The organism is Methylotenera sp. N17, assembly GCF_000799155.1.
GTDB lineage: Bacteria > Pseudomonadota > Gammaproteobacteria > Burkholderiales > Methylophilaceae > Methylophilus.
Genome location: NZ_JUGE01000001.1, coordinates 534,891 through 557,596, shown reverse-complemented (window position 1 = coordinate 557,596; position 22,706 = coordinate 534,891). Strand labels below are relative to the sequence as shown.

Here is a 22,706-nt window from a genome sequence, read left to right as displayed (position 1 = left end):
CAGCTTATAAATATGAAAATTCTATTTTTTAATCAATATTTCTGGCCTGAGAGTTTTCGAATTAACGACATCGCTTCTGCTTTAAAAACGCGCGGACACAACATTGAAGTATTAACAGGCAAGCCTAACTATCCTGAAGGAAGCTTTTTTGCAGGCTATAAAGGCTTAGGGGTTACTATAGAGCACTGGAGAGATATTAAAATCCATCGCATTCCAATGCTCCCGAGAGGAAACAAAAGCGCTCTAAAGTTAGCTATTAATTACATTTCGTTTATTATTTCCGGCCTTGTATTTGCGCCGTGGGTGCTTAGAAATAAGCAGTATGATGTTATCTTTGTTTATGCACCCTCCCCCATTTTTCAAGTGATTCCCGCATCTTTTTTAGGATGGATTAAAGGCATCCCTGTCATACTTTGGGTTCAGGATCTTTGGCCGCAAAGCGCAGAAGCAACAGGCTATATAAAATCACCTTTATTATTAAAGCTACTCCAAAAGTTTGTTCGCTTTACTTATTCGCATATAGACCTGATACTTGTTCAGTCTGAGGCGTTTATCGAACCAGTGAAAAGCCTCGCAGAGAATGTACCTATTCAATACTACCCTAACTCGGTAGACAAAGAATTTTATAAGCCCAGTGGTGTTGCAGCGCCTGAAATAGACTCACTTAACTCAGGATTTACAATTTTGTTTGCAGGCAATATCGGCATTGCCCAGTCTATGGAGACTATTGTTTCGGCAGCAGAAAAGCTAGCTGCGTATTCTGAAATTAAATTAGTGCTTATTGGCACGGGTAGTATGTTTGATTGGGTTCAAAAGCAAGTTACTGACAAAAGATTAACTAATCTGTTTTTAGAGGGGCGTTATCCTGTAGGAGTGATGCCTGCAGTAATGAGGCAGGCTTCAGCATTATTGGTAACTTTAACAAAGCAACCTATTTTTGAATTGACGATTCCGAGTAAAATACAAGCTTATCTTGCAGTAGGTAAGCCAATTGTTGCCTGTTTGAATGGCGAGGGGGCCAATATCATCAATAAAGCAAAAGCAGGCATTGCGGTTAAAGCTGAAGATGGCGAAGGCTTAGCTGAAGCTATCATAAACCTTTATAAAATGCCCCAAACAGAACTTGAGCAAATGGGTGTCAATGGGCGAGATTATTTCAAAAAACATTTTGACGAAGAAAAGTTAACGAGTGAACTCATTAGCCATTTTGAAATGGTAATAAATAATAAGGAAAAACGTTGAAAGTTTTAATATTAGGTGCAAGCGGTATGCTAGGCAACGCTGCAGTCCGTATATTGCGTGAAAACCAAAATCTAGAAGTGTTTGGTACTGTGCGATCAAACACCACTCCCCAAATATTTTCTCAGGGAGCACAAACTATTATCACTGGCTTTGATGTGTCAAATCATGACTCATTAGTCAAAATACTTGCCAGATTAAAGCCGCAGGTTGTTATCAACTGCATTGGTTTAATTAAACAGTTAGCTGAGGTTGACGACCCGCTGGTGGCTTTGCCAATTAATGCAATGTTGCCACATCAATTAGCGAATCTTTGCGCTGTAGCAGGTGCACGTTTGATCCACGTAAGTACAGATTGTGTATTTTCTGGCACCAAAGGTAATTATGCCGAAACAGATACTTCTGATGCTACAGACCTATATGGAAAATCTAAATATCTTGGTGAAGTGAGTTATCCGCATACCATTACCTTACGGACTTCAATTATTGGGCATGAGCTACAAAGTGCGCATGGGTTAATTGGGTGGTTTTTATCACAAAATCAACAGTGCAAAGGATACAAAAAAGCAATATTTTCAGGCCTGCCGACAGTTGCTTTGGCCCAAGTTATTCGTGATATTGTCATTCCTAACACTGATTTGTCTGGCGTGTATCACGTCGCCGCGGAGCCAATTTCAAAATATGATTTGTTGAGCTTGGTAGCTGATATTTACGGCAAATCAATCGAAATTTTGCCAGACTCTAATTTAGTCATTGACCGCTCACTAGACGCAGAAAAGTTTAAAATAGCAACCGGTTATACAGCACCCAAGTGGCCTGAGTTAATCAAGTTAATGCATTATTATCAATGATTTTGGATAGAAAATATGTTTAAAAACAAAACATTAATGATCACTGGCGGCACAGGATCCTTTGGCAATACTGTATTAAAGCGTTTTTTATCTACCGATGTGCGCGAAATTCGCATTTTCAGCCGTGATGAAAAAAAACAAGAAGATATGCGTATATCATTCAACAACAATAAACTTAAGTTTTACATCGGAGATGTTCGCGACTACGATAGTCTTTCACATGCGATGCAAGGTGTAGACTATATATTTCATGCTGCTGCACTCAAACAAGTGCCTTCTTGCGAGTTTTACCCAATGGAATCGGTTAAGACGAATGTACTGGGTACTGAAAATGTAATGAATGCCGCCATTGCTAACAAAGTCAGCCGCGTTGTGGTGCTTAGTACCGACAAAGCGGTTTACCCAATTAATGCTATGGGAATTTCCAAAGCAATGGCTGAGAAATTAATGGTAGCTAAGGCTCGTTTACAGCCTGAAAACAGCACAGTATTTTGTGCTACGCGATATGGCAACGTCATGGCATCGCGTGGATCTGTAATTCCTCTATTTGTCTCGCAACTTAAGTCAGGTCAGCCAATGACGATTACTGACCCCAATATGACTAGGTTTCTTATGTCACTTGAAGATTCAGTGGATTTGGTTTTGTATGCCTTTGAGCATGGCTCACAGGGAGATATTTTTGTTCAAAAAGCACCTGCATCGACCGTTCATGATCTTGCAGTTGCACTCAAGACTGTTTTCGATAAAGACAACGAAGTTCGCCTAATTGGTACCCGCCACGGTGAAAAACTTTATGAATCTCTTATTTCTAGAGAAGAAATGGCGCATGCGCAGGATATGGGGGGCTACTACCGCATTCCGGCGGACAATCGTGATCTTAATTATGCAAAATACTTCAGTGAAGGTGAAGAGAAAATTGCAGAGTTTGATGATTACACTTCTCACAACACGTTAAGGTTGAACGTCGAACAAGTTAAGTCGCTATTGCTTAAACTTGACTATGTACAGGAAGAATTAAATGCTTAAGGTCATGACCATTGTAGGTACCCGACCAGAACTCATCAAGATGAGCCGAGTGATTGCGGCTTTAGATAAGCATACACAGCATATATTAGTACACACCGGCCAGAATTATGACTATGAATTAAATCAGGTTTTTTTTGAGGACCTGACTATACGCAAACCTGATTATTTTTTGGAAGCCGTTGGTGAAAATGCTGCCCAAACCATTGCCAGGGTAATTGAGAAAGCTGATGCGGTGATGGCTCAAGAGAATCCTGACGCTATCATGTTATATGGTGACACCAACTCCTGTTTGGCAGTGATTGCTGCCAAACGTCGCAAGATTCCTGTATTTCATATGGAGGCCGGTAATCGCTGTTTTGATCAACGCGTGCCGGAAGAGCTAAACCGTAAAGTACTAGACCATCTAAGTGATATCAATATGGTACTGACTGAACATGCCAGAAGGTATTTATTAGCAGAAGGCATACGCCCGGAAACAATTATCAAGACTGGCTCGCACATGCGTGAGGTACTCGATTATTACATGCCAAAGATTTCAGAATCAGACGTGCTAAGTAAAATGGGCTTGCTATCGAAGCAATTTTTTATTGTAAGCACACACCGTGAAGAGAATGTAGACAGCGCTCAAAATCTCACCGATTTAGTGGATACATTGAATGCGGTGGCTGAAGTTTATCAAGTGCCTATTATCGTATCCACCCATCCAAGAACAAAAAAAAGGTTGGATGATTTGCAAATTGAGAAACTGCACCCGCTAATTCAATTCATGAAGCCTTTTGGTTTCTGTGATTACATTAAGCTACAAATGGAAGCGCTTTGTGTCATTTCTGATAGCGGCACAATAACAGAAGAGGCGTCATTATTAAATCTACCTGCCATCACTGTTAGAAATGCGCATGAGCGTCCTGAAGGCATGGATGTTGGAACACTAATTATGAGTGGACTCAAAAAAGAACGCGTTCTGGATGCGATTAAAGTAACTATAGCCAACCACGACGGTAAGAATCGTAAGGTTTCTCCAGTTGAGGACTATGAAAATCCATTTGTTTCCACGCAGGTACTGAAAGTAGTATTGAGCTATGTAGACTATATCAATAGGACTGTGTGGTCCGCGCCTCAAGTTTAATCAATGAAGCTTTTAGTTACCGGTGCCAGCGGATTTGTTGGTCAATTTTTACAAAAAGTATTATACGGACAGCATGATTTACTCAGGCTGGATCAGCAGACGACTGAAAAATTGTTAGCATCAGAGTCTTTCCCCGCGGTATACAACAACACAAACACTTTAATACATTTGGCTGGGCGCGCGCATATCATGCATGAAACTGCCGAGGATATTTACCAAGCTTATGCCTCGGTTAATGTTGACTATACTCTCAAGGTCGCTGAACTAGCTAAACGTCTCAAGATCAAGCGGTTTGTCTTTCTGAGCTCGATTAAAGTGAATGGGGAAGCATCTAACCAACCTTTCACAGAAAAAGACAGTCCTGCCCCATTAGATGCTTATGGTCAAACTAAACTAGAAGCAGAAACTGCATTGAAAGTGTTTTGTCAAAACAATCAAATAGAGTTGGTGATTATTCGCCCTCCCCTCATTTATGGGCCTGGTGTCAAAGCTAATTTCAAGCAACTGATTAAACTTTGCCAACTGCCGTTGCCGTTGCCATTTGCATGTGTGAATAACAAACGGAGCTTTATTAGTTTGGACAATTTGGCAGATTTTATTCTACTGTGCAGTTCTCATCCTCAGGCGGCCAACCAAACCTTTCTCATTTCAGATGATGAAGATGTTTCTACAGCAGAGTTAATTATAACTATTCGCCAAATAAGTAAAAAAAATATACTGCTCGTTGCTCTACCACCTTTTATTTTAGAGTGGATATTTAAATTATCCGGCAAATCAAGCTTGGCTATACGCTTGCTTGGCACGTTACAAATAGATGTCTCCAAAGCCAAAACTTTACTTGGCTGGCAACCAAAGATAAGTTTTCATGAAGGAATTCTTCGGACGCTAAGGAAGTAAATATTTTGAAAAGATTATTAGATATATCCCTAACCCTTATAGGAGTAGTGCTTTTATTACCACTAATCATAGTCACCTATTTTTTGGTAAAACTGACTTCGACCGGACCGACACTCTACTGGAGCAAACGTGTTGGTAAGCATAATCTGTTGTTTAGTATGCCAAAATTCCGTTCTATGAAAGTGAATACCCCTGCTCTCGCCACACATATCATGAATCAACAGGCTGACCCCAATCAGTACTTAACACCGGTAGGTAGTTTTATCCGTAAAACCAGCTTGGATGAACTACCACAGCTTTGGAGCGTACTCAAAGGTGATATGTCGATTATTGGCCCTCGTCCGGCATTGTTCAATCAAGACGATTTAATTAGCTTACGCACCGAGCATGGGGTGCATATATTAAAACCAGGCATCACAGGCTGGGCGCAAGTGAATGGTCGTGATGAATTGCCTATTCCAGAAAAGGTGACACTGGATGCTTACTATCTAAAACATCAGTCATTATGGCTAGATTGCTATATCATTCTGTTAACCATATTTAAAGTACTTAAACGCGATGGCATATCGCATTAAATAAAGCTCAATTATGCAATTTTATCGTCAATATATAGTGAGATGGCTTTCCTACATTGCCATGTTTCATGATGTCATTGTGGCATCAGTCATTTGGTATTTTGCGTTTTTGTTGCGTTTTAACTTTGCTATTCCCGATAATTTTGTCGCTACAATTGGGCAAACATTACCTATTGTCTTAGTCATTGAATTTGTCTGCTTTGTATTTTTTGGCCTATATAGAGGCATGTGGCGTTTTGCCAGTATTCCAGATCTTAAACGCATTATTCGCGCAGTCGCGCTCTCTGCATTGGTGATTGGTTTTGCGAGCCTGATTGCCCAACCGCAAATCATCATTCCCCGCTCTGTGCTGATTCTTAACCCACTACTGTTGGTGCTCATCATGGGCGGTAGCCGCTTTGCTTATCGTGCATGGAAAGAACGCCGTCTATTTAACCCGATTGCGCAACAAGGCAAACCCGTGATTGTGTTGGGCGTTGAAGATGCAGCCATCAATCTGATTAAAGAGCTGACCAAAAGTCATGAGTGGCGTGTGGTTGCGCTATTAGATGACAACACGCTGATGCACAACCGTGAGTTTATGCATATCCGTGTGGAAGGTGCAATTGATGCATTACCGAAAGTTGCACAAAAATACGATTGCGAACACTGCATCATTGCGATGCCCTCTGCCAATCATCTGGCGAGAAAACATGCGGTGAATGTGGCCAACAGCATTGCGATGGAGGTACTGACTTTACCGGCCATGAGTGACTTGATGAGTGGAAAAGTCAGTATCTCGCAAGTACGTAAGGTGGATGTAGAGGACTTGTTGGGCCGCGATGTAGTGAGTTTAGACAACGCTGGCTTAAGCAGCATGATTGCAAGCAATACTGTCATGGTAAGTGGTGCAGCAGGTTCGATTGGTTCTGAGTTATGCCGCCAAGTGTTGACATACCACCCTAAAAAACTGGTATGTATTGATGTCTCTGAATATGCACTTTACCTGCTGCAACAAGAGTTCAGTCAACGTAAGACAGACACACAAATTTTGTACATCGTTGCAGATATAAAGAATAAAACGCGCATCAACCATGTGCTACTCACGCACCAGCCTAAACTGGTGTTACACGCAGCCGCCTATAAACATGTGCCAATGATGGAAGACTATAACGTCACGGAAGCATTGATTAACAATGCGTTTGGCACCTATCAGTTTGCCAGCGCCTGCCAAACGGCACAAGTGGATAAGTTTGTGCTGATTTCTACCGATAAAGCGGTGAACCCCACCAATGTGATGGGTGCAAGTAAACGTTTAGCCGAGTTGGTTTGCCAAAGCCTCCAGCCTAAAAAGCCTTCTAAAAGCGCGCCTAAAACACAGTTTATTACCGTGCGCTTTGGTAATGTATTGGGCAGTAGTGGTAGCGTGATTCCTAAATTCCGCGAACAAATTGCCAGAGGCGGGCCTATCACTATCACTCATCCTGAAATCACCCGTTACTTTATGTCGATTCCTGAAGCCGCACAGTTGGTACTGCAAGCTGGCACCATGGGCAAAGGCGGTGAGATTTTTGTCTTAGACATGGGCGAGCCCGTCAAAATTATCGACCTTGCCAAAGACATGATTAAGCTATCAGGATTACATCACGAAGAAATTCGGATTGAGTTTACCGGGTTAAGGCCAGGTGAAAAACTCTATGAAGAACTGCTGGCCGATGATGAAAATACTTTGCCAACCAACCATGAAAAACTGCGGATTGCGCAAGCGCGCAGTGCAAGTGCAGCATGGCTGGATGATTTGTTACACTGGCTAGAGAAAGTGCAGCACATGGCCGAGCATCAGGTCAAAGTACAGCTCAAAGACTGGGTAGAAGAGTATCAACCCAATGCATTAACTGCGGGCGAGCCGCCAGTACTCGCCATTGAGCCGTCACAAACCATCCATTAAGTTAAACAACCTCTTTATTTACCAGCGACTTATTTACCAGTCACCCATTGGGGATGGCTGGTTGTCGTTTACAATACTGCTCCTACCCAATCAATATCATCGTTAGTCATCTATGCCTCACATCACGCTCGATAACGCCAGCCTTGCCTTTGGCCATCACGCACTGCTTGCGCAAGCTTCTTTTCAGTTAGATCCTGGTGAGCGTGTCGGCCTGATTGGTCGCAATGGGGCAGGAAAATCCAGCTTACTTAAAGCCATTGCCGGCACCATCAAATTAGATGATGGCACGGTATGGCGTGCTCCCAATGTACGTGTGGTCTATGTGCCACAAGAGCCTGAGCTAGACAACACGCATACTGTGTTTGAGGCGGTAGCAGAAGGCTTGGGCAGTTTGCAACAAACCATCATTGATTATCACCAAACTACCCATGATATGGGCATGCCAGATGCAGATATCGAAGCGCTCTTGACGCATATGCAAGCGCTACAGCATGAAATGGATGTGCAAAACGGCTGGGCCGCACAATCACGTGTGGAGACGGTATTAAGCAGACTCAAGCTAGATGCAGATGTCTTGGTCTCTACCCTCTCTGGTGGCTGGCGCAAGCGTGTAGCGTTGGGCCGTGCATTGGTGGCAGAACCGGAAGTGCTATTGCTGGATGAGCCTACCAACCATCTGGATTTAGAAGCGATTGAATGGCTAGAAGATTTGCTGTTGGGGTTTAGTGGCAGCGTGTTATTCATTACACATGATCGCCGCTTTTTAGACAAACTCGCCACCCGCATTACAGAATTAGACCGCGGCAATCTCACTGATTTTGTGGGAAACTTCACGCAATATCAGCTCAAAAAAGAAGAATTATTAGCAGTGGAAGAAACCCATGCCGCCAAATTTGATAAATTTTTAGCACAAGAAGAAGTGTGGATTCGCCAAGGCATTAAAGCGCGCCGCACGCGTAATGAAGGACGTGTGAGGCGTCTCGAGGCATTGCGCTTAGACCGTGCAGCCAGACGTGAGCGCCAAGGCAATGTGAAATTGAATCTGGACGCTGGGGAACGCAGTGGCAAGCTGGTGGCAGAACTCGACCAAGTCTATAAAGCCTATGGCGATAAAGCGTTGATTAAAGGCTTCAGCACGCGCATTCTGCGTGGCGATAAAATTGGCCTACTCGGCCCGAATGGTATTGGTAAATCCACCCTACTCAAACTCATTTTGGGCGACATTGAAGCTGACAGTGGTGAAATTCAACGTGGTACAAAAATCAGCGTGGCGTATTTTGATCAAATGCGCGAACAACTGAATGAAGAAGCCACGCTTGCAGATACGATCAGCCCAGGATCAGACTTTGTAGAAATCGGTAACGAGCGTAAGCACGTCATCAGTTACTTAGAAGATTTCTTATTTCCGCCACAACGCTCGCGTTCACCAGTGAAGTCTCTGTCTGGCGGGGAGCGCAATCGTTTGTTACTGGCGCGTTTATTTGCGCGGCCAGCCAATGTATTGGTGCTAGATGAACCGACCAACGACTTAGATATCGACACGCTAGAACTATTGGAAAGTTTGCTGCAAGAATATACAGGCACACTGTTTTTAGTCAGCCATGACCGCGCCTTTTTAGAAAACACGGTCACCCAAGTCATCGCTTTTGAGGGCAATGGCATACTGACTGAATTTGGCGGCGGTTATGACGATTGGCAACGCTTTACCGCACAACGTCTGGCAGAAAAGACAAGCGCAGCCAAAGCCAGTACTACTAGCACACAGACAACTAACACCGCAGCGAGCAAAAGTACAACCGCAACAAAATTAAACTTTAAGGAACAAAAAGAGCTGGAAGCTTTGCCTGCGCAAATCGAACAGCTGGAAGCCGAGCAGGTGCAAGTGAATCAGGCCTTGGCAGACCCTAACTTTTATCGTGACCATGCGGATGACGTTAAACCGCTACAATTGCGTTTAACGCAAATTGAAGCGGAAATCGAAACCAAAATGGAACGCTGGGCAGTGCTGGACAGCAAAGCGAATTAAACTTCCGCTTCTGCCTGAATAGCTGGCAGATTGTGCATGGCGCGCGCGCGATTACACGCCTCACTACCCGCTGAAAACTCACGACAAGTGCTTGAACGTGCAGCATAAATACGACAGCTGACTTGTTTGCCCACCTCCCCGTCCAACGCAATGCAATGAACGGGACTGTTTGCTGTCCCTTGCATGCATACATGGTGAGGGCTCACCGCCTGTGTAAGCGCTTGTGGTACTCGGCCGAGCGGATGTGCGTCTGTTTCTGCCCAGTAAAAAGACACGCGAAACGCCGCGCAACATGCACCACAAGATAAACAATGTTGCGACATATATCCTTTACGATTGATTGAGCCGATATTGATATCACCTATGGCTCTATCTCACAATATCATGCAGATAAATACAGGCAACGATATATAAAATTACGACTGGGAGTTTATACGTATATTTATATAAATGAAGAACCAGAATTCACTTGATAGCATTAAACCCACAAAACACTTATACATCTAGTACTTAAACGATTTTATTTCATAAATTGACAACTTTTGATAGTCCAACATAACTATATTATCAACTGCTCTGGCAATGCGCTTTAACTAATATTCATTGTAAATATTTTCCAATGAACATTTGTTTAGGAGTCGGTATGAAATTAGCAACTCGTAGGATGTTAACGACAATCTCGTTAGCCGCCGCATTTAGTATTTCTAGTGTCAGCGCTTTTGCTGACACCACTACTGTTCTTGCAGTTGGCGCATTGCCCGCATCATTAACGTATAGCAATACATTCACCAGCTCAGATTCGGGCACAACATTTTGGGATGATTATATATTTACCATTACAGATGGCTCGGTCAATTCGGTCACTTCATCTATCAATCTAGACAGCATATTGGGCGTGAGCGATCTTCGTGCAAGATTATACAAGGGCAGCACACACCAAACTGCAGCGATTGCACCTAACGAATTGATCTCAGCTTGGGGAACAACGGTAAACTATAGTCCAACCGTTTCCTCAACAACCGTTGTGCTAAATCCATTAACGTTGAGTGCTGGCACCTATACGCTTCAAATCAAAGGTATTGTCTCAGGTTCAGCCGGTGGCTCATATGCAGGGGTATTAAATATTGCACAGCCTGTGCCAGAGCCAGAGACTTATGCAATGCTGTTATGTGGCATGGGGCTAATAGGGTTTATGGCAAAACGCAGAAACACACAAGCTTAAACCGGCATAATCGCTTTAAGATTTGCAATGGGAGCTACGGCTCCCTTTTTGCATTTTGGCATTTGTTTTTTTAAGCCATCCATATCAATGACTCATATTTGCCCTAGGCAGATACTCACTACCTGTCATCGTCACTGTAAGATGCGCCAATACCAACCTAACCAATCGGATGGTTGCATTCGCAATTGCTAGTATTTACTATGTTTTAGTTCAGATGCATCTAAACAACTACGAATGGAGAACGAATATGGCTCCCAAGAACACAATCTGTCTTTGGTACGATGGCGCAGCCCTTGAGGCCGCAAAGTTCTATGCCGAAACGTTTCCGGATAGCGCGGTGGGTAGGATTCATTATGCACCTGCCGACTACCCTTCTGGTAAGGAGGGCGATGTTTTGACGGTGGAATTCACTGTGATTGGTATCCCTTGTCTCGGCCTAAATGGTGGCCCGGCGTTCAAGCACAATGAGGCTTTTTCGTTCCAAGTTGCGACTGACGACCAGGCTGAAACTGATCGCTTATGGAACGCAGTTGTAGGCAATGGTGGCGAAGAGAGCGCTTGCGGCTGGTGCAAGGACAAGTGGGGCTTATCGTGGCAAATCACGCCGCGTGCGCTTATTGCCGCCATAGAAGACCCTGACAGCGCTGCTGCTAAACGCGCTTTCGAAGCCATGATGCAAATGGGGAAAATCGACATAGCCATGATTGAAGCAGCCAGGCATGGCTGAGTTGTAGTGTAGTTTATGTATGGCTCTAGATACGCTTAATCCACCAAGCAGAATTGGTGGAAATGTGCTTCGATGATACTATTTTTAATAACGTAAATCGATGAAGTGGGGTCGCCACCCCTTTTGTAGGCACCAGTCTAGAATATGTAAAGCAAGAAGGTGATCAAACTCAATTGAGAACAAGTTGGAGACAAAATGAATTATCAAGGAAGCTGCCACTGTGGCCATATTAAGTTTGAGGTAGAAGGAACGCTGACTGGCGCGATGTCTTGCAATTGCTCTTTCTGCCAACGTAAAGGCTCGCTCATGTGGTTTGTTCCACGAAAGAGTCTTAGCCTACTCACGCCAGAGAGCAACGCCAGCACCTACGAGTTTAACAAACACGTCATCAAACACCAATTCTGTGCATTATGTGGCATTCACCCATACGGTGAAGCTACCGATCCAAAAGGTAACCGCATGGCAGCTATCAATATTCGTTGCCTAGAGGGGATCGACCTTGAGAGTGTTCCTGTTACTCATTATGATGGTCGCTCGCGGTAGATACAAGACGCCCAATCTATTATTCATTAAGCTGCTATTTTATACTCCCGCTCATCTTTAGCCCTTGCATCCTACTTTAGGCTGCTATTGCATACTCCTAGAGAGGTGGCGCCCCCGACACGAATCGAACGTGTGACCCTCCCCTTAGGAGGGGGATGCTCTATCCACTGAGCTACGGGGGCATACGGTTTTATGCAGGCAATAACGCCCTATAAAAACCACAAATAAAATATTCGCGCTATTTTCTCACAGAATGCGGTATTTCCAATTAGACAAATCTGCGGGTTGATATCACAATCACACCTATCTGTGTACTCAATCGTGAATCATGATGCTGATCAAAATTGTTTTTTATAGCGTAATCTTAGTGCTGGCCTTTTGGGGATACCGTTATTTCAGCGCACCCAACCATCAGTTAAGCGTGGGGCAAGCCGCACCTTATTTTGCACTTGCAGATGCCAAAGGAACGCTGGTGAATTTGAACGCATTTAAGGGGCAATGGTTAGTACTCTATTTTTACCCTAAAGACGATACCCCCGGCTGCACCAAAGAAGCCTGTCATTTTCGTGATGATATGCATCACTTAGAAAAACTGGGGGCAAAAGTGGTCGGCATCAGCGTGGATGACAGCGCATCACACGCGGCCTTTGCCAAAAAGTACAATCTACCCTTTCCTTTACTGGCCGATACATCAGGCAAAGTGGCTGAATCGTATGGCGCACTCACACATATTGGCCCACTCAACATCGCCAAACGCTATACTTTTTTGATTGATCCGGCGGCCAATATTGCCAAAGCTTATTTCAATGTGGAAGCCTCTACACACTCGCAAGAAATCATTGATGATTTAACACGACTCCAACGTGGTTAATATGCAACAACTTCGCTATTTATTTTTAAAATAAATAGCGATTAAGCATGCCGAGACCCAGCAATAGCGCCCAGTGAGAAAATTGTAAAAATAAGTTAAATATAGATTAAAAATCATATAGTTAACTTTTATCACCAACACCTTAACCGTTCTTTACTTTTCAAGCATTGACAGCAATTTCAATTTAGTTCCCACCATTAGCCCGTTCGGGCTATTGAGAGCAAAATATCGGTCACCTAAGATGAATCGAATACCTAATTGATGCGATTTATTGGCCCTGATTCCATTTAATTTGCAGCATCAAGAATGTCCTTTCTTTTACAGTGTTTAAACCACCATGTTGATTAAATGAATACACACTTATCAGCGCGCACATTGGATGTTGTGAGGGCGTTCACACTCCCCCACAAATTTTGCGCACTGTTGTGTATCTCACTCGCCTTTTTCACCTACGCTATTCAGCCACGTGCAGAAATCCCAAGCACTAGTTTTTATAGCAATTTTGGCGATTTAGCGTTTAAAGATCAGCATAGCCAGCCGTTTAAAATCGCTAACCTGAACCACAAGATTACTCTATTCAATTTCATCTATACACAATGCTCGGCCGTGTGCCCAGTACAAACCAAAGCCTTGGCCGAGATACTGGAAGGTTTGCCAAATAATATCAAATCACGTGTTGTGTTTGTGTCTGTCTCGTTAGACCCATGGAACGATACCCCAACCAAGCTCAAAGCCTTCGCACACCGCATGCATGCGGAGGCCAATAACTGGGCATTTATCACAGGTAATCCGGCAGATATTGTGACCGTGACCGAACGCTTAAAGCTGTTTGGCACCGACCCCAAAAAATTGAAGCAAGTGGTACGTCCGGACGATCACACCACGCACTTATGGCTAGTAGATGCGCAAGGACGGCTAATGATGCGCTACATAGGCAACCCAATCGACAAAGCGCGTATTGCGCAAGATATCGCGCAACTGAACACCATGTAATACCCATCCCTCAATTAGGGGATATAGCATGATAAAGCATTGCCATAGAATATATTATCGAAAAGATTGTGAGTCTCTTATGCACGACACCATACCGTCTCCATCATTAAGCCGACCGCACAATCGTTTCGTGTTCAAGCAGCATGCTTACCTCGCGCAGGTTCGCAAAGTCATCGTCGCAGCGATGATGTTATCGCTGCTGACGCTGGACATTCCGATGATGCACAACACGCAGGCAGCGGACGTCGACCCAAGCTTATGGGTTACGGTGCCGATTAGCCCTGACCCTATCATGCAGGGGCTCACCATTCCATCAGACGCACCGACACGCGGCATGTGGTCCGGCGTAAAATCTTGGCCGCTTAATAGTATTCATGCAGCTGTGCTACCAGATGGAAAAGTGCTCAGCTACGGCTCCACACTGGATGGTGCCGGCCAAGATGGCCGTTATTTTGACTTGTGGGATCCCACCATAGGTTTTGGCATCAATAGCCACCAAACAACCTTTCGCGCGCAACAACAAGATAGTTTCTGTTCAAACTCTACTTACCTGACCGATGGTAGGCTGATTATTTCCGGTGGTAATGGCGGCAGAACAACCACTATTTACACACCATCGACGAATACTGTGCAAACGGCTTCATACAATCTGGCGTTAGATCGCTGGTATGCCACCATGCTGAATTTGCCGGATGGCCGCCCGATCATACTGGGTGGCATGGTACCGTATTCGGAAGACATGGAAAACAATCCAGACCAAGCGATTGCACAAGGTCTTGCCTCCATGACGCCGGAGATACTGGAAACGACTGGCTGGCGCTCTTTATTTGGTGCCTACAGCCGCGAGGCATTTGGCCCAGACTACTTGCGCGCATCCTTTCCACGTGCATTCGTTGCGCCAAATGGTCAAATTTTTGGCGTGTCATCCGAAAAAATGTGGTACCTAGACCCGAACGGCAACGGTACCATTCGCATTGCAGGCAATTACAAAGTGCCTTACACCTTTGCCAACCCTGTGAACGTAGGTGCAACCAACACCGCTGTGATGTATGCGCCGGGTAAGATTTTGATTGCGGGCGGTAATGGTAGTTTTGTGGGGGACGATTTACCGGCCAGTAACAAAGCAACCGTCATTGACATCAATGGTGCCAACCCAGTGCTAACGGAACAGCCTGCCATGACGTATGTGCGCCGCTTTCCAAACTCCATCGTTTTATCAAATGGCAAAGTGGTGGTAACCGGTGGTACAGCACGCGCGAATAACGACGGTAGCAGTGCTGTGTATGGCGCAGAAATCTGGGACCCTACCACAGGTACATGGTCATTGGGTGCAAACGCTGCCATTTATAGAGGCTACCACTCCAATACCGTATTGATGCCTAATGGCACCATTCTGTCTTTTGGTGGCGGCGCTCCTGGCCCTGTCAACAACCTGAATGCCGAGGTGTATTACCCACCGTATTTATTCAGAACCGGCACAAGTGGCGCACAGTTGGCACCTCGCCCGGTCATTCAGGCAATTAGTGGATTGTCCTACGATCACGAAGCGCCATTACAGATGGACATGACCACGACAGAAAATGTCACGCAATTGGTGTTGCTTGGCGTGAGTAAAGGCACGCATGCCTTCAATACTGGGCAACGCCGCATACCATTAAGTTTTTCACAACAAAGTAACCGACTCACAGCTACTACACCAAATGCTAACCTTACCCCACCTGGCTATTACCAAGTAGTAGCGGTCAACGCCAACGGCGTGCCTTCTTTAGGGGTCATCATTGCGATTGGGCAAAATGTAGCCCCGCCTAATGTACCTACCACACCGTACGATCCTCCTGAAATTGGCGGGACAATCGACGCACCAGTGATTGGCTCCGGCGGCACTGCAAACTACAGCGTGACAGCTGTTTCTAATACTACCTATAGCTGGAATTTTGGTGATGGCAGTCCAGACAGCGCTTACAACGCCAATCCGGCTGTGAGCCATACTTACGCGCAGCCTGGTGTATATGTTGTGACACTGAGCGCCCAAGATTCAGTGGGTGCTATTTCAAGACGCACGTTCTTACAGGCTGTAGCCACAGCCAAAACGGCAAAAAGCCCAACAAACTCCAGCCCGATTACGGTAGAGAATCGTAGCGGAAATCCGTCCAGAATTTGGGTAGTAAACCCGGATAATGATTCTGTTAGTGTGCTGGATGGCGTATCCAATGCACTTGTCACCTCGGTTGATGTAGGCACATCCCCTCGCACAGTCGCTGTTGCTCCAGATGGTCGGATTTGGGTCACCAATAAGAAAAGTGCGAGCATTTCTATTATTAGCCCCACCACTCTAACAGTAGTACAAACGTTGACTTTACCGCGCGCTTCGCAACCACATGGCTTAGCATTTGACCCCAATGGTACCAGTGCGTTTGTGGCGTTGGAAGCTACTGGGCAGCTGCTTAAACTGAACGCCACCTCAGGTGCACAACAAGGTATTGTCGATGTCGCACCGAGCGTGCGCCATGTTGCTATTAATGCAGATGCCTCATTAGTATTGGTGTCTCGTTTTATCTCACCACCTGCACTGGGTGAAGCAACTGCGACTATCGACACCACGAATGCAGGGGGCGAAGTGATTGTCGTCAATGCCAACACCATGGTGGTGACCAGCACCGTTAAATTGGCGCATAGCGACAAGACTGACACGGAGATTCAAGGCAGAGGTTTGCCCAACTACCTAGCAGCGCCAGCTATTTCCCCAGATGGTACGCAAGCATGGCTTCCTTCCAAGCAGGACAATATCAAGCGCGGACTGCTGCGTAGCGGCCAGCAATTAGACTTCCAAAACACGGTACGTGCAATTAGCTCAAACATCAACATGGCAACACTCACTGAAAGCTATGCAAGACGCATTGATCATGACAACTCGAGTGTGGCATCGGCTGCGGTTTATCACCCAAGTGGCGTGTATGCGTTTGTTGCATTAGAAACCAGTCGCCAAGTAGCCGTAATTGATGCGATTGGCGGCAGAGAGCTGTTTAGGTTAGAAGTAGGTCGCGCACCACAAGGCCTTGCACTCTCGGCAGATGGCAATACGCTGTATGTGCAAGAATTTATGGATAGAAGCGTGACTGTGTTTGACTTATCACCACTTTTAAATCAGGGCAAACTTGCGGTATCTCGCAGTGCCATTACCTACAGCATTGAGACTGAAAAGCTAGACCCTAACGTAGTACTTGGTAAACAGCTGTTCTATGACGCACGCGATCCACGGCTTGCGAGAGATAACTACATGAGCTGCGCTAGCTGCCATAACGACGGCGGTCAAGATGGCCGTGTTTGGGATCTGACTGGCTTTGGTGAAGGTTTACGCAATACCATCGCCTTAAATGGCCGTGCTGGCATGTCACATGGGTTCTTGCATTGGAGTGCAAACTTTGATGAAGTGCAAGATTTTGAACGACAAATCCGCGAATTATCCGGCGGTTTAGGGTTGATGGCAGACGCTGATTACGCGACTGGCACACGCAATCAAGCACTGGGCGATAGAAAATCTGGTATCAGTACTTCGTTGGATGAATTGGCCGCTTATGTCGAATCGCTGAATAAATTTGATAGCACGCCTTATCGTGATAACGCTGGTGGCTTAACACCGGCTGCAACTGCTGGTAAAGCGGTATTCCAAAACAATTGTATTAGCTGTCATGGCTCGTTTGATTTCACGACCAGCAATGGTGCTAATGGGCTGAGAAACATCGGCACCATCAAACCATCCAGCGGCAAACGCCTGAATGCTACATTGAGCGGTATCGACATCCCGACATTACGCGATGTTTGGGCAACAGCACCCTACCTGCATGATGGCAGTGCAGCAACGATGAACGCCGCGATTACTGCGCATAACGGGATTACCCTTTCAGCAACAGACATGACCAATGTTGTGAGCTATGTCCAGCAAATTGGTGTAGAAGAAGCGGGCGAAGGGCCTAAGCTATCTACCGGCACTGGCTTAAATGGTGCTTACTATTACGCTAACGATCTCTCTGGCAATATTGTGCTGCAACGTGTAGAGGAGATTAACTTTGACTGGGGCAATGGTTCACCAGCAGCAACGCTCCCTGTAGATAACTTCTCTGCGCGCTGGACAGGCTATATCGAAGCGACCATCACTGGGACGTATCAACTGCAAACCAACTCAGATGATGGCGTTAGGGTCTATCTTAATAATCAGCTCATTATCAATAACTGGACTGGTCACCCCCCTACTTTAGATGCCAGCGCTGCTTTCAGCATGAATGCAGGTCAAAGACTGCCTATCACTATTGAGTATCAAGAGCAAACCGGCGGCGCATTGTTAGCGCTTAACTGGAAACTGCCAGGTGCATCCACCTTCAGTCTAGTGCCTAAAGCCCAGCTATACAGCACCATTGGTACGGTGACACAATCACCACCAACTGTCTCACTGACTGCGCCTAGCGCAGGGGCAAGTGTGGTGCAAGGCACTGCCATTACGGTCTCTGCCAATGCTGCGGATAGCGATGGTACGGTGACCCAAGTGGCGTTCTATGACGGAGAAACGTTAATAGCAACCGACACAACTTCACCCTATAGCATCAGTTGGACCAATGCAGCGGTTGGCGCTCATGCCATCACCGCTAGAGCCACCGATAACAGTGGCGCGGTCACGACCAGTGCAGTGGTGTCTATTACCGTGGCTTCTGGCACACCTACCACACCGGGCACAGGCACCGGATTAAATGCAGCTTACTACTCCACTAATAATTTAACTGGCACAGTGAAGCTACAACGTACAGAAGATATTAATTTTGATTGGGGTAACGGCTCGCCAGGCACAGGCGTGCCAGTAGATAACTTCTCAGTACGCTGGACTGGATTTATTGAAGCAACCATCACTGGTGCCTATCAATTCCAGAGTTATTCTGATGATGGTGTGCGGGTCTATGTTAACAATCAGCTCATTATCAATAACTGGACACCACATGCACCAACCTTAGATACCAGTGCGGCGGTCAGCATGACAGCCGGTCAACGCATTCCGATTACAGTGGAATTCCAAGAGTTTACCGGTGGTGCGTTGATGGAGTTATTTTGGAAAGTGCCGGGAACCGCAACATTTGACGTTGTGCCAAAAGTGCAGCTATATACCAGCAGCACGGGTGGCAATGTAGCCCCTACAGTATCGTTAACTGCACCATCTGCAGGGGCGAGTGTAGTGCAAGGTACGGCCATTACGGTCTCCGCCAATGCTGCGGATAGCGATGGTACGATCACCCAAGTCGCGTTCTATGATGGTGCTACCTTAATCGGTACCGATACGACTTCACCATACAGCATCAGTTGGACTAATGCGGCGGTTGGGTCTCATTCCATCACCGCTAGAGCGACTGATAATGGGGGTACGGTGACTACCAGTGCTGTGGTGGCGATTACGGTGACGGCTACCAATGTAGCGCCTACTGTCTCACTGACTGCACCATCTGCAGGTGCGAGTGTAGTGCAAGGTACGGCCATTACGGTCTCCGCCAATGCTGCGGATAGCGATGGTACGATCACCCAAGTCGCGTTCTATGATGGTGCTACCTTAATCGGTACCGATACGACTTCACCATACAGCATCAGTTGGACTAATGCGGCGGTTGGGTCTCATTCCATCACCGCTAGAGCGACTGATAATGGCGGTACGGTGACTACCAGTGCTGTGGTGGCGATTACGGTGACGGCTACCAATGTAGCGCCTACTGTCTCACTGACTGCACCATCTGCCGGTGCGAGTGTAGTGCAAGGTACGGCCATTACGGTCTCAGCCAATGCTGCGGATAGCGATGGTACGATCACCCAAGTGGCGTTCTATGATGGTGCTACGCTCATCGCTACAGATACGACTTCACCATACAGCATCAGTTGGACCAATGCAGCGGTTGGGTCTCATTCCATCACTGCTAGAGCGACTGATAATGGCGGTACGGTGACTACCAGTGCGGCGGTGGCAATCACGGTGACGGCTACCAATGTAGCGCCTACTGTCTCACTGACTGCACCATCTGCCGGTGCGAGTGTAGTGCAAGGTACGGCCATTACGGTCTCCGCTAATGCTGCGGATAGCGATGGTACGATCACCCAAGTGGCGTTCTATGATGGTGCTACGCTCATCGCTACAGATACGACTTCACCATACAGCATCAGTTGGACCAATGCAGCGGTTGGGTCTCACTCCATCACCGCTAGAGCGACTGATAATGGGGGTACGGTGACTACCAGTGCGGCCGTGGCAATCACGGTGACGGCTACCAATGTAGCGCCTACTGTCTCACTGACTGCACCATCTGCCGGTGCGAGTGTAGTGCAAGGTACGGCCATTACGGTCTCAGCCAATGCTGCGGATAGCGATGGTACGATCACCCAAGTGGCGTTCTATGATGGTGCTACGCTCATCGCTACAGATACGACTTCACCATACAGCATCAGTTGGACCAATGCAGCGGTTGGGTCTCATTCCATCACTGCTAGAGCGACTGATAATGGCGGTACGGTGACTACCAGTGCGGCGGTGGCAATCACGGTGACGGCTACCAATGTAGCGCCTACTGTCTCACTGACTGCACCATCTGCCGGTGCGAGTGTAGTGCAAGGTACGGCCATTACGGTCTCAGCCAATGCTGCGGATAGCGATGGTACGATCACCCAAGTCGCGTTCTATGATGGTGCTACGCTCATCGCTACAGATACTACTTCACCATACAGCATCAGTTGGACCAATGCGGCGGTTGGGTCTCATTCCATCACCGCTAGAGCCACGGATAATGGGGGTACGGTGACTACCAGTGCGGCCGTGGCAATCACGGTGACTTCCAGCACGCCAACCACACCGGGCACAGGTACCGGATTGAATGCCGATTACTACGCAACGAATGATTTAACCGGCAGCATTGTGCTACAGCGTGTAGAGGATATTAACTTTGATTGGGGTAATGCGTCACCGGGAGCAGGCTTACCAGCAGATAACTTCTCAGTACGCTGGACTGGGTTTATTGAAGCCACGGTGACGGGCTCTTATCAATTCCAGAGTTATTCAGATGATGGCCTTAGAGTCTATATCAATAATCAGTTAGTGATTAATAACTGGACGCCGCATGGCCCTACTTTGGACACGAGCGCGGCGATCAGCATGACGGCTGGCCAACGTATTCCGATTACGGTGGAATTCCAAGAGTTCACCGGTGGTGCGTTGATGGAGTTATTCTGGAAAGTACCAGGAGCCACTACTTATGACGTGGTGCCTAAAGTGCAGTTGTATAACAGTAGTACGGTCAACAATAATGCACCTACTGTTGCGCTCACAGCACCCGCTTCAGGAGCTAACATCATACAAGGCACGGCCATCACGGTATCCGCCAATGCTGCAGATAGTGATGGTACGATCACCCAAGTCGCGTTCTATGATGGGGCTACGCTCATCGCTACAGATACGACTTCGCCATACAGCATCAGTTGGACCAATGCGGCGGTCGGTACCCATTCTGTGACGGCAAGAGCCACTGACAATAGCGGTGCGGTCAGCATCAGTAGTGTCGCCTCCATTACTGTGACCTCCAATGGCACGACCTCGACCGGCACTGGTTTGAATGGTAGTTACTACAACTCGATAGACTTATCCGGCAATGCGGTTTTACAACGTGTGGAGGATGTGAACTTTAACTGGGGCACTGCTTCGCCGGGTGCTGGCGTTCCAGCAAACAACTTTACTGCACGTTGGACAGGGTATGTCGAAGCATTAGCTGCTGGCAACTATCAGTTCCAGACCAATTCTGATGACGGCGTAAGGGTCTATCTCAATAACCAGCTCATCATCAATAACTGGGCTTCACATGGGCCAACCTTGGACACCAGCGCGGTAATCAGTATGACCGCTGGTCAACGCTTGCAAATTAGGGTGGAGTTTCTAGAGTTTACCGGGGGTGCAGTAATGCAGCTATTATGGAAAGCACCGGGTGCAAGTACGTATAGTGCGGTACCTAAGCTGCAGTTGTATATCAGCCCTTAACCGGCTTAATCAGATAGCAATATCTGTTTGCGGTATGCCGACGGGGCCACCAAATGGTGGCCTCTATTATGTAGACTCACATAACAATAGAAAAAACATACTAAGAATTGTGACTAAGTTGTCACAAAAATGAAATTTACCCGTCACCGACATTCACTACAATTGACATATATAGTTGCTTTGATAGAATTGATTACATGATCACTAGAACACAAAAATTAAAATTAAATATTAAAATTCAAGGATTTACACTCCTCGAATTGCTAGTCGTTATGGTCATTATTGGCCTACTTGCCGGCTATGTAGGCCCAAAATATTTTGAGCAAATTGGTAAGTCCGAAACAAAAACCGCCAAAGCACAAATCGATGCACTGGGTAAAGCCTTAGACCAATACCGGATTGATACCGGACGCTACCCAAGCAGCGAGCAAGGGTTAGAGGCACTCAATAAAAATCCGGCTAACGATACCAAATGGGCTGGTCCATATCTTAAAAAAAACGTGCCGAATGACCCGTGGGATAAACCCTATCTCTACAAATCACCGGGAGAGCATGGCGACTACGACTTATACTCGCTAGGTAAAGATGGGCAGCAAGGCGGCACCAAAGAAGCCGAAGACGTCACGAACTGGTAAC

At 46.4% G+C, this 22,706-nt stretch carries 16 protein-coding genes and 1 tRNA gene; 15 read left to right on the top strand and 2 right to left on the bottom strand.

Annotation, left to right across the window (positions count from 1 at the left end; all coding sequences use genetic code 11):
- Positions 1-12: 12 nt before the first annotated feature.
- The 8 genes from FG11_RS02745 (at position 13) to FG11_RS02710 (ending at position 9,667) form a co-directional block, all read left to right on the top strand.
- Positions 13-1,242, top strand: a complete 1,230-nt coding sequence (locus FG11_RS02745; RefSeq protein ID WP_047532969.1) for a glycosyltransferase family 4 protein — start codon at positions 13-15, stop codon at positions 1,240-1,242.
- On the top strand, positions 1,239-2,090 hold the full coding sequence (locus FG11_RS02740; protein WP_025223965.1) for a dTDP-4-dehydrorhamnose reductase family protein: 852 nt from the start codon (positions 1,239-1,241) through the stop codon (positions 2,088-2,090). The genes FG11_RS02745 and FG11_RS02740 overlap by 4 nt, the downstream gene beginning before the upstream one ends.
- Positions 2,091-2,105: 15 nt before the next feature.
- Positions 2,106-3,116 (top strand): polysaccharide biosynthesis protein, encoded by a 1,011-nt coding sequence (locus FG11_RS02735; RefSeq protein ID WP_025223964.1) that lies wholly within the window; start codon positions 2,106-2,108, stop codon positions 3,114-3,116.
- Positions 3,109-4,242: a non-hydrolyzing UDP-N-acetylglucosamine 2-epimerase gene (gene wecB, locus FG11_RS02730; RefSeq protein ID WP_047532967.1), complete on the top strand. Its 1,134-nt coding sequence runs from the start codon at positions 3,109-3,111 to the stop codon at positions 4,240-4,242. The genes FG11_RS02735 and wecB overlap by 8 nt, the downstream gene beginning before the upstream one ends.
- Before the next feature lie 3 nt (positions 4,243-4,245).
- Positions 4,246-5,139, top strand: a complete 894-nt coding sequence (locus FG11_RS02725; RefSeq protein ID WP_025223962.1) for an NAD-dependent epimerase/dehydratase family protein — start codon at positions 4,246-4,248, stop codon at positions 5,137-5,139.
- A gap of 5 nt (positions 5,140-5,144) precedes the next feature.
- Positions 5,145-5,714, top strand: a complete 570-nt coding sequence (locus tag FG11_RS02720; RefSeq protein WP_047532965.1) for a sugar transferase — start codon at positions 5,145-5,147, stop codon at positions 5,712-5,714.
- 13 nt (positions 5,715-5,727) lie between these two features.
- Positions 5,728-7,641, top strand: a complete 1,914-nt coding sequence (locus FG11_RS02715) for a polysaccharide biosynthesis protein (RefSeq protein ID WP_047532962.1) — start codon at positions 5,728-5,730, stop codon at positions 7,639-7,641.
- 112 nt (positions 7,642-7,753) lie between these two features.
- Positions 7,754-9,667, top strand: coding sequence for an ATP-binding cassette domain-containing protein (locus FG11_RS02710; protein ID WP_047532959.1), 1,914 nt, complete (start codon positions 7,754-7,756; stop codon positions 9,665-9,667).
- Here FG11_RS02710 and FG11_RS02705 read toward each other — a convergent pair.
- Entirely contained in the window at positions 9,664-9,990 is a 327-nt protein-coding gene (locus FG11_RS02705) for a YkgJ family cysteine cluster protein (RefSeq protein WP_025223958.1), read from the bottom strand. The two genes, FG11_RS02710 and FG11_RS02705, sit on opposite strands and share 4 nt — an antisense overlap.
- Before the next feature lie 320 nt (positions 9,991-10,310).
- Between FG11_RS02705 and FG11_RS13190 the strand changes: the two genes are divergently transcribed.
- From FG11_RS13190 to FG11_RS13400, 3 genes are all read left to right on the top strand, one after another.
- Positions 10,311-10,889, top strand: coding sequence for an FxDxF family PEP-CTERM protein (locus FG11_RS13190; protein WP_160277121.1), 579 nt, complete (start codon positions 10,311-10,313; stop codon positions 10,887-10,889).
- 247 nt (positions 10,890-11,136) lie between these two features.
- Complete coding sequence (locus FG11_RS02695) at positions 11,137-11,616, top strand: VOC family protein (protein WP_047535675.1); 480 nt, start codon at positions 11,137-11,139, stop codon at positions 11,614-11,616.
- Between the two features lie 195 nt (positions 11,617-11,811).
- Positions 11,812-12,159 carry a GFA family protein gene (locus FG11_RS13400; protein WP_081978173.1) on the top strand — a complete coding sequence of 116 codons (348 nt, stop codon included), beginning with the start codon at positions 11,812-11,814 and terminating at the stop codon, positions 12,157-12,159.
- A 106-nt stretch (positions 12,160-12,265) separates the two neighbouring features.
- Here FG11_RS13400 and FG11_RS02690 read toward each other — a convergent pair.
- Positions 12,266-12,341: transfer RNA gene (locus FG11_RS02690), tRNA-Arg, on the bottom strand.
- Between the two features lie 149 nt (positions 12,342-12,490).
- On the opposite strand from FG11_RS02690, the gene FG11_RS02685 reads away from it, so the two are divergent.
- From FG11_RS02685 to gspG, 4 genes are all read left to right on the top strand, one after another.
- A complete protein-coding gene (locus tag FG11_RS02685) occupies positions 12,491-13,030 on the top strand; it encodes a peroxiredoxin (RefSeq protein WP_047535674.1) in 540 nt (179 codons plus the stop codon).
- A gap of 348 nt (positions 13,031-13,378) precedes the next feature.
- A complete protein-coding gene (locus tag FG11_RS02680; protein WP_081978172.1) occupies positions 13,379-14,023 on the top strand; it encodes an SCO family protein in 645 nt (214 codons plus the stop codon).
- Between the two features lie 79 nt (positions 14,024-14,102).
- Positions 14,103-22,070 carry an Ig-like domain-containing protein gene (locus tag FG11_RS02675; protein ID WP_160277119.1) on the top strand — a complete coding sequence of 2,656 codons (7,968 nt, stop codon included), beginning with the start codon at positions 14,103-14,105 and terminating at the stop codon, positions 22,068-22,070.
- 197 nt (positions 22,071-22,267) lie between these two features.
- Positions 22,268-22,705, top strand: coding sequence for a type II secretion system major pseudopilin GspG (gspG, locus tag FG11_RS02670; RefSeq protein ID WP_020184099.1), 438 nt, complete (start codon positions 22,268-22,270; stop codon positions 22,703-22,705).
- Position 22,706: the final 1 nt, after the last annotated feature.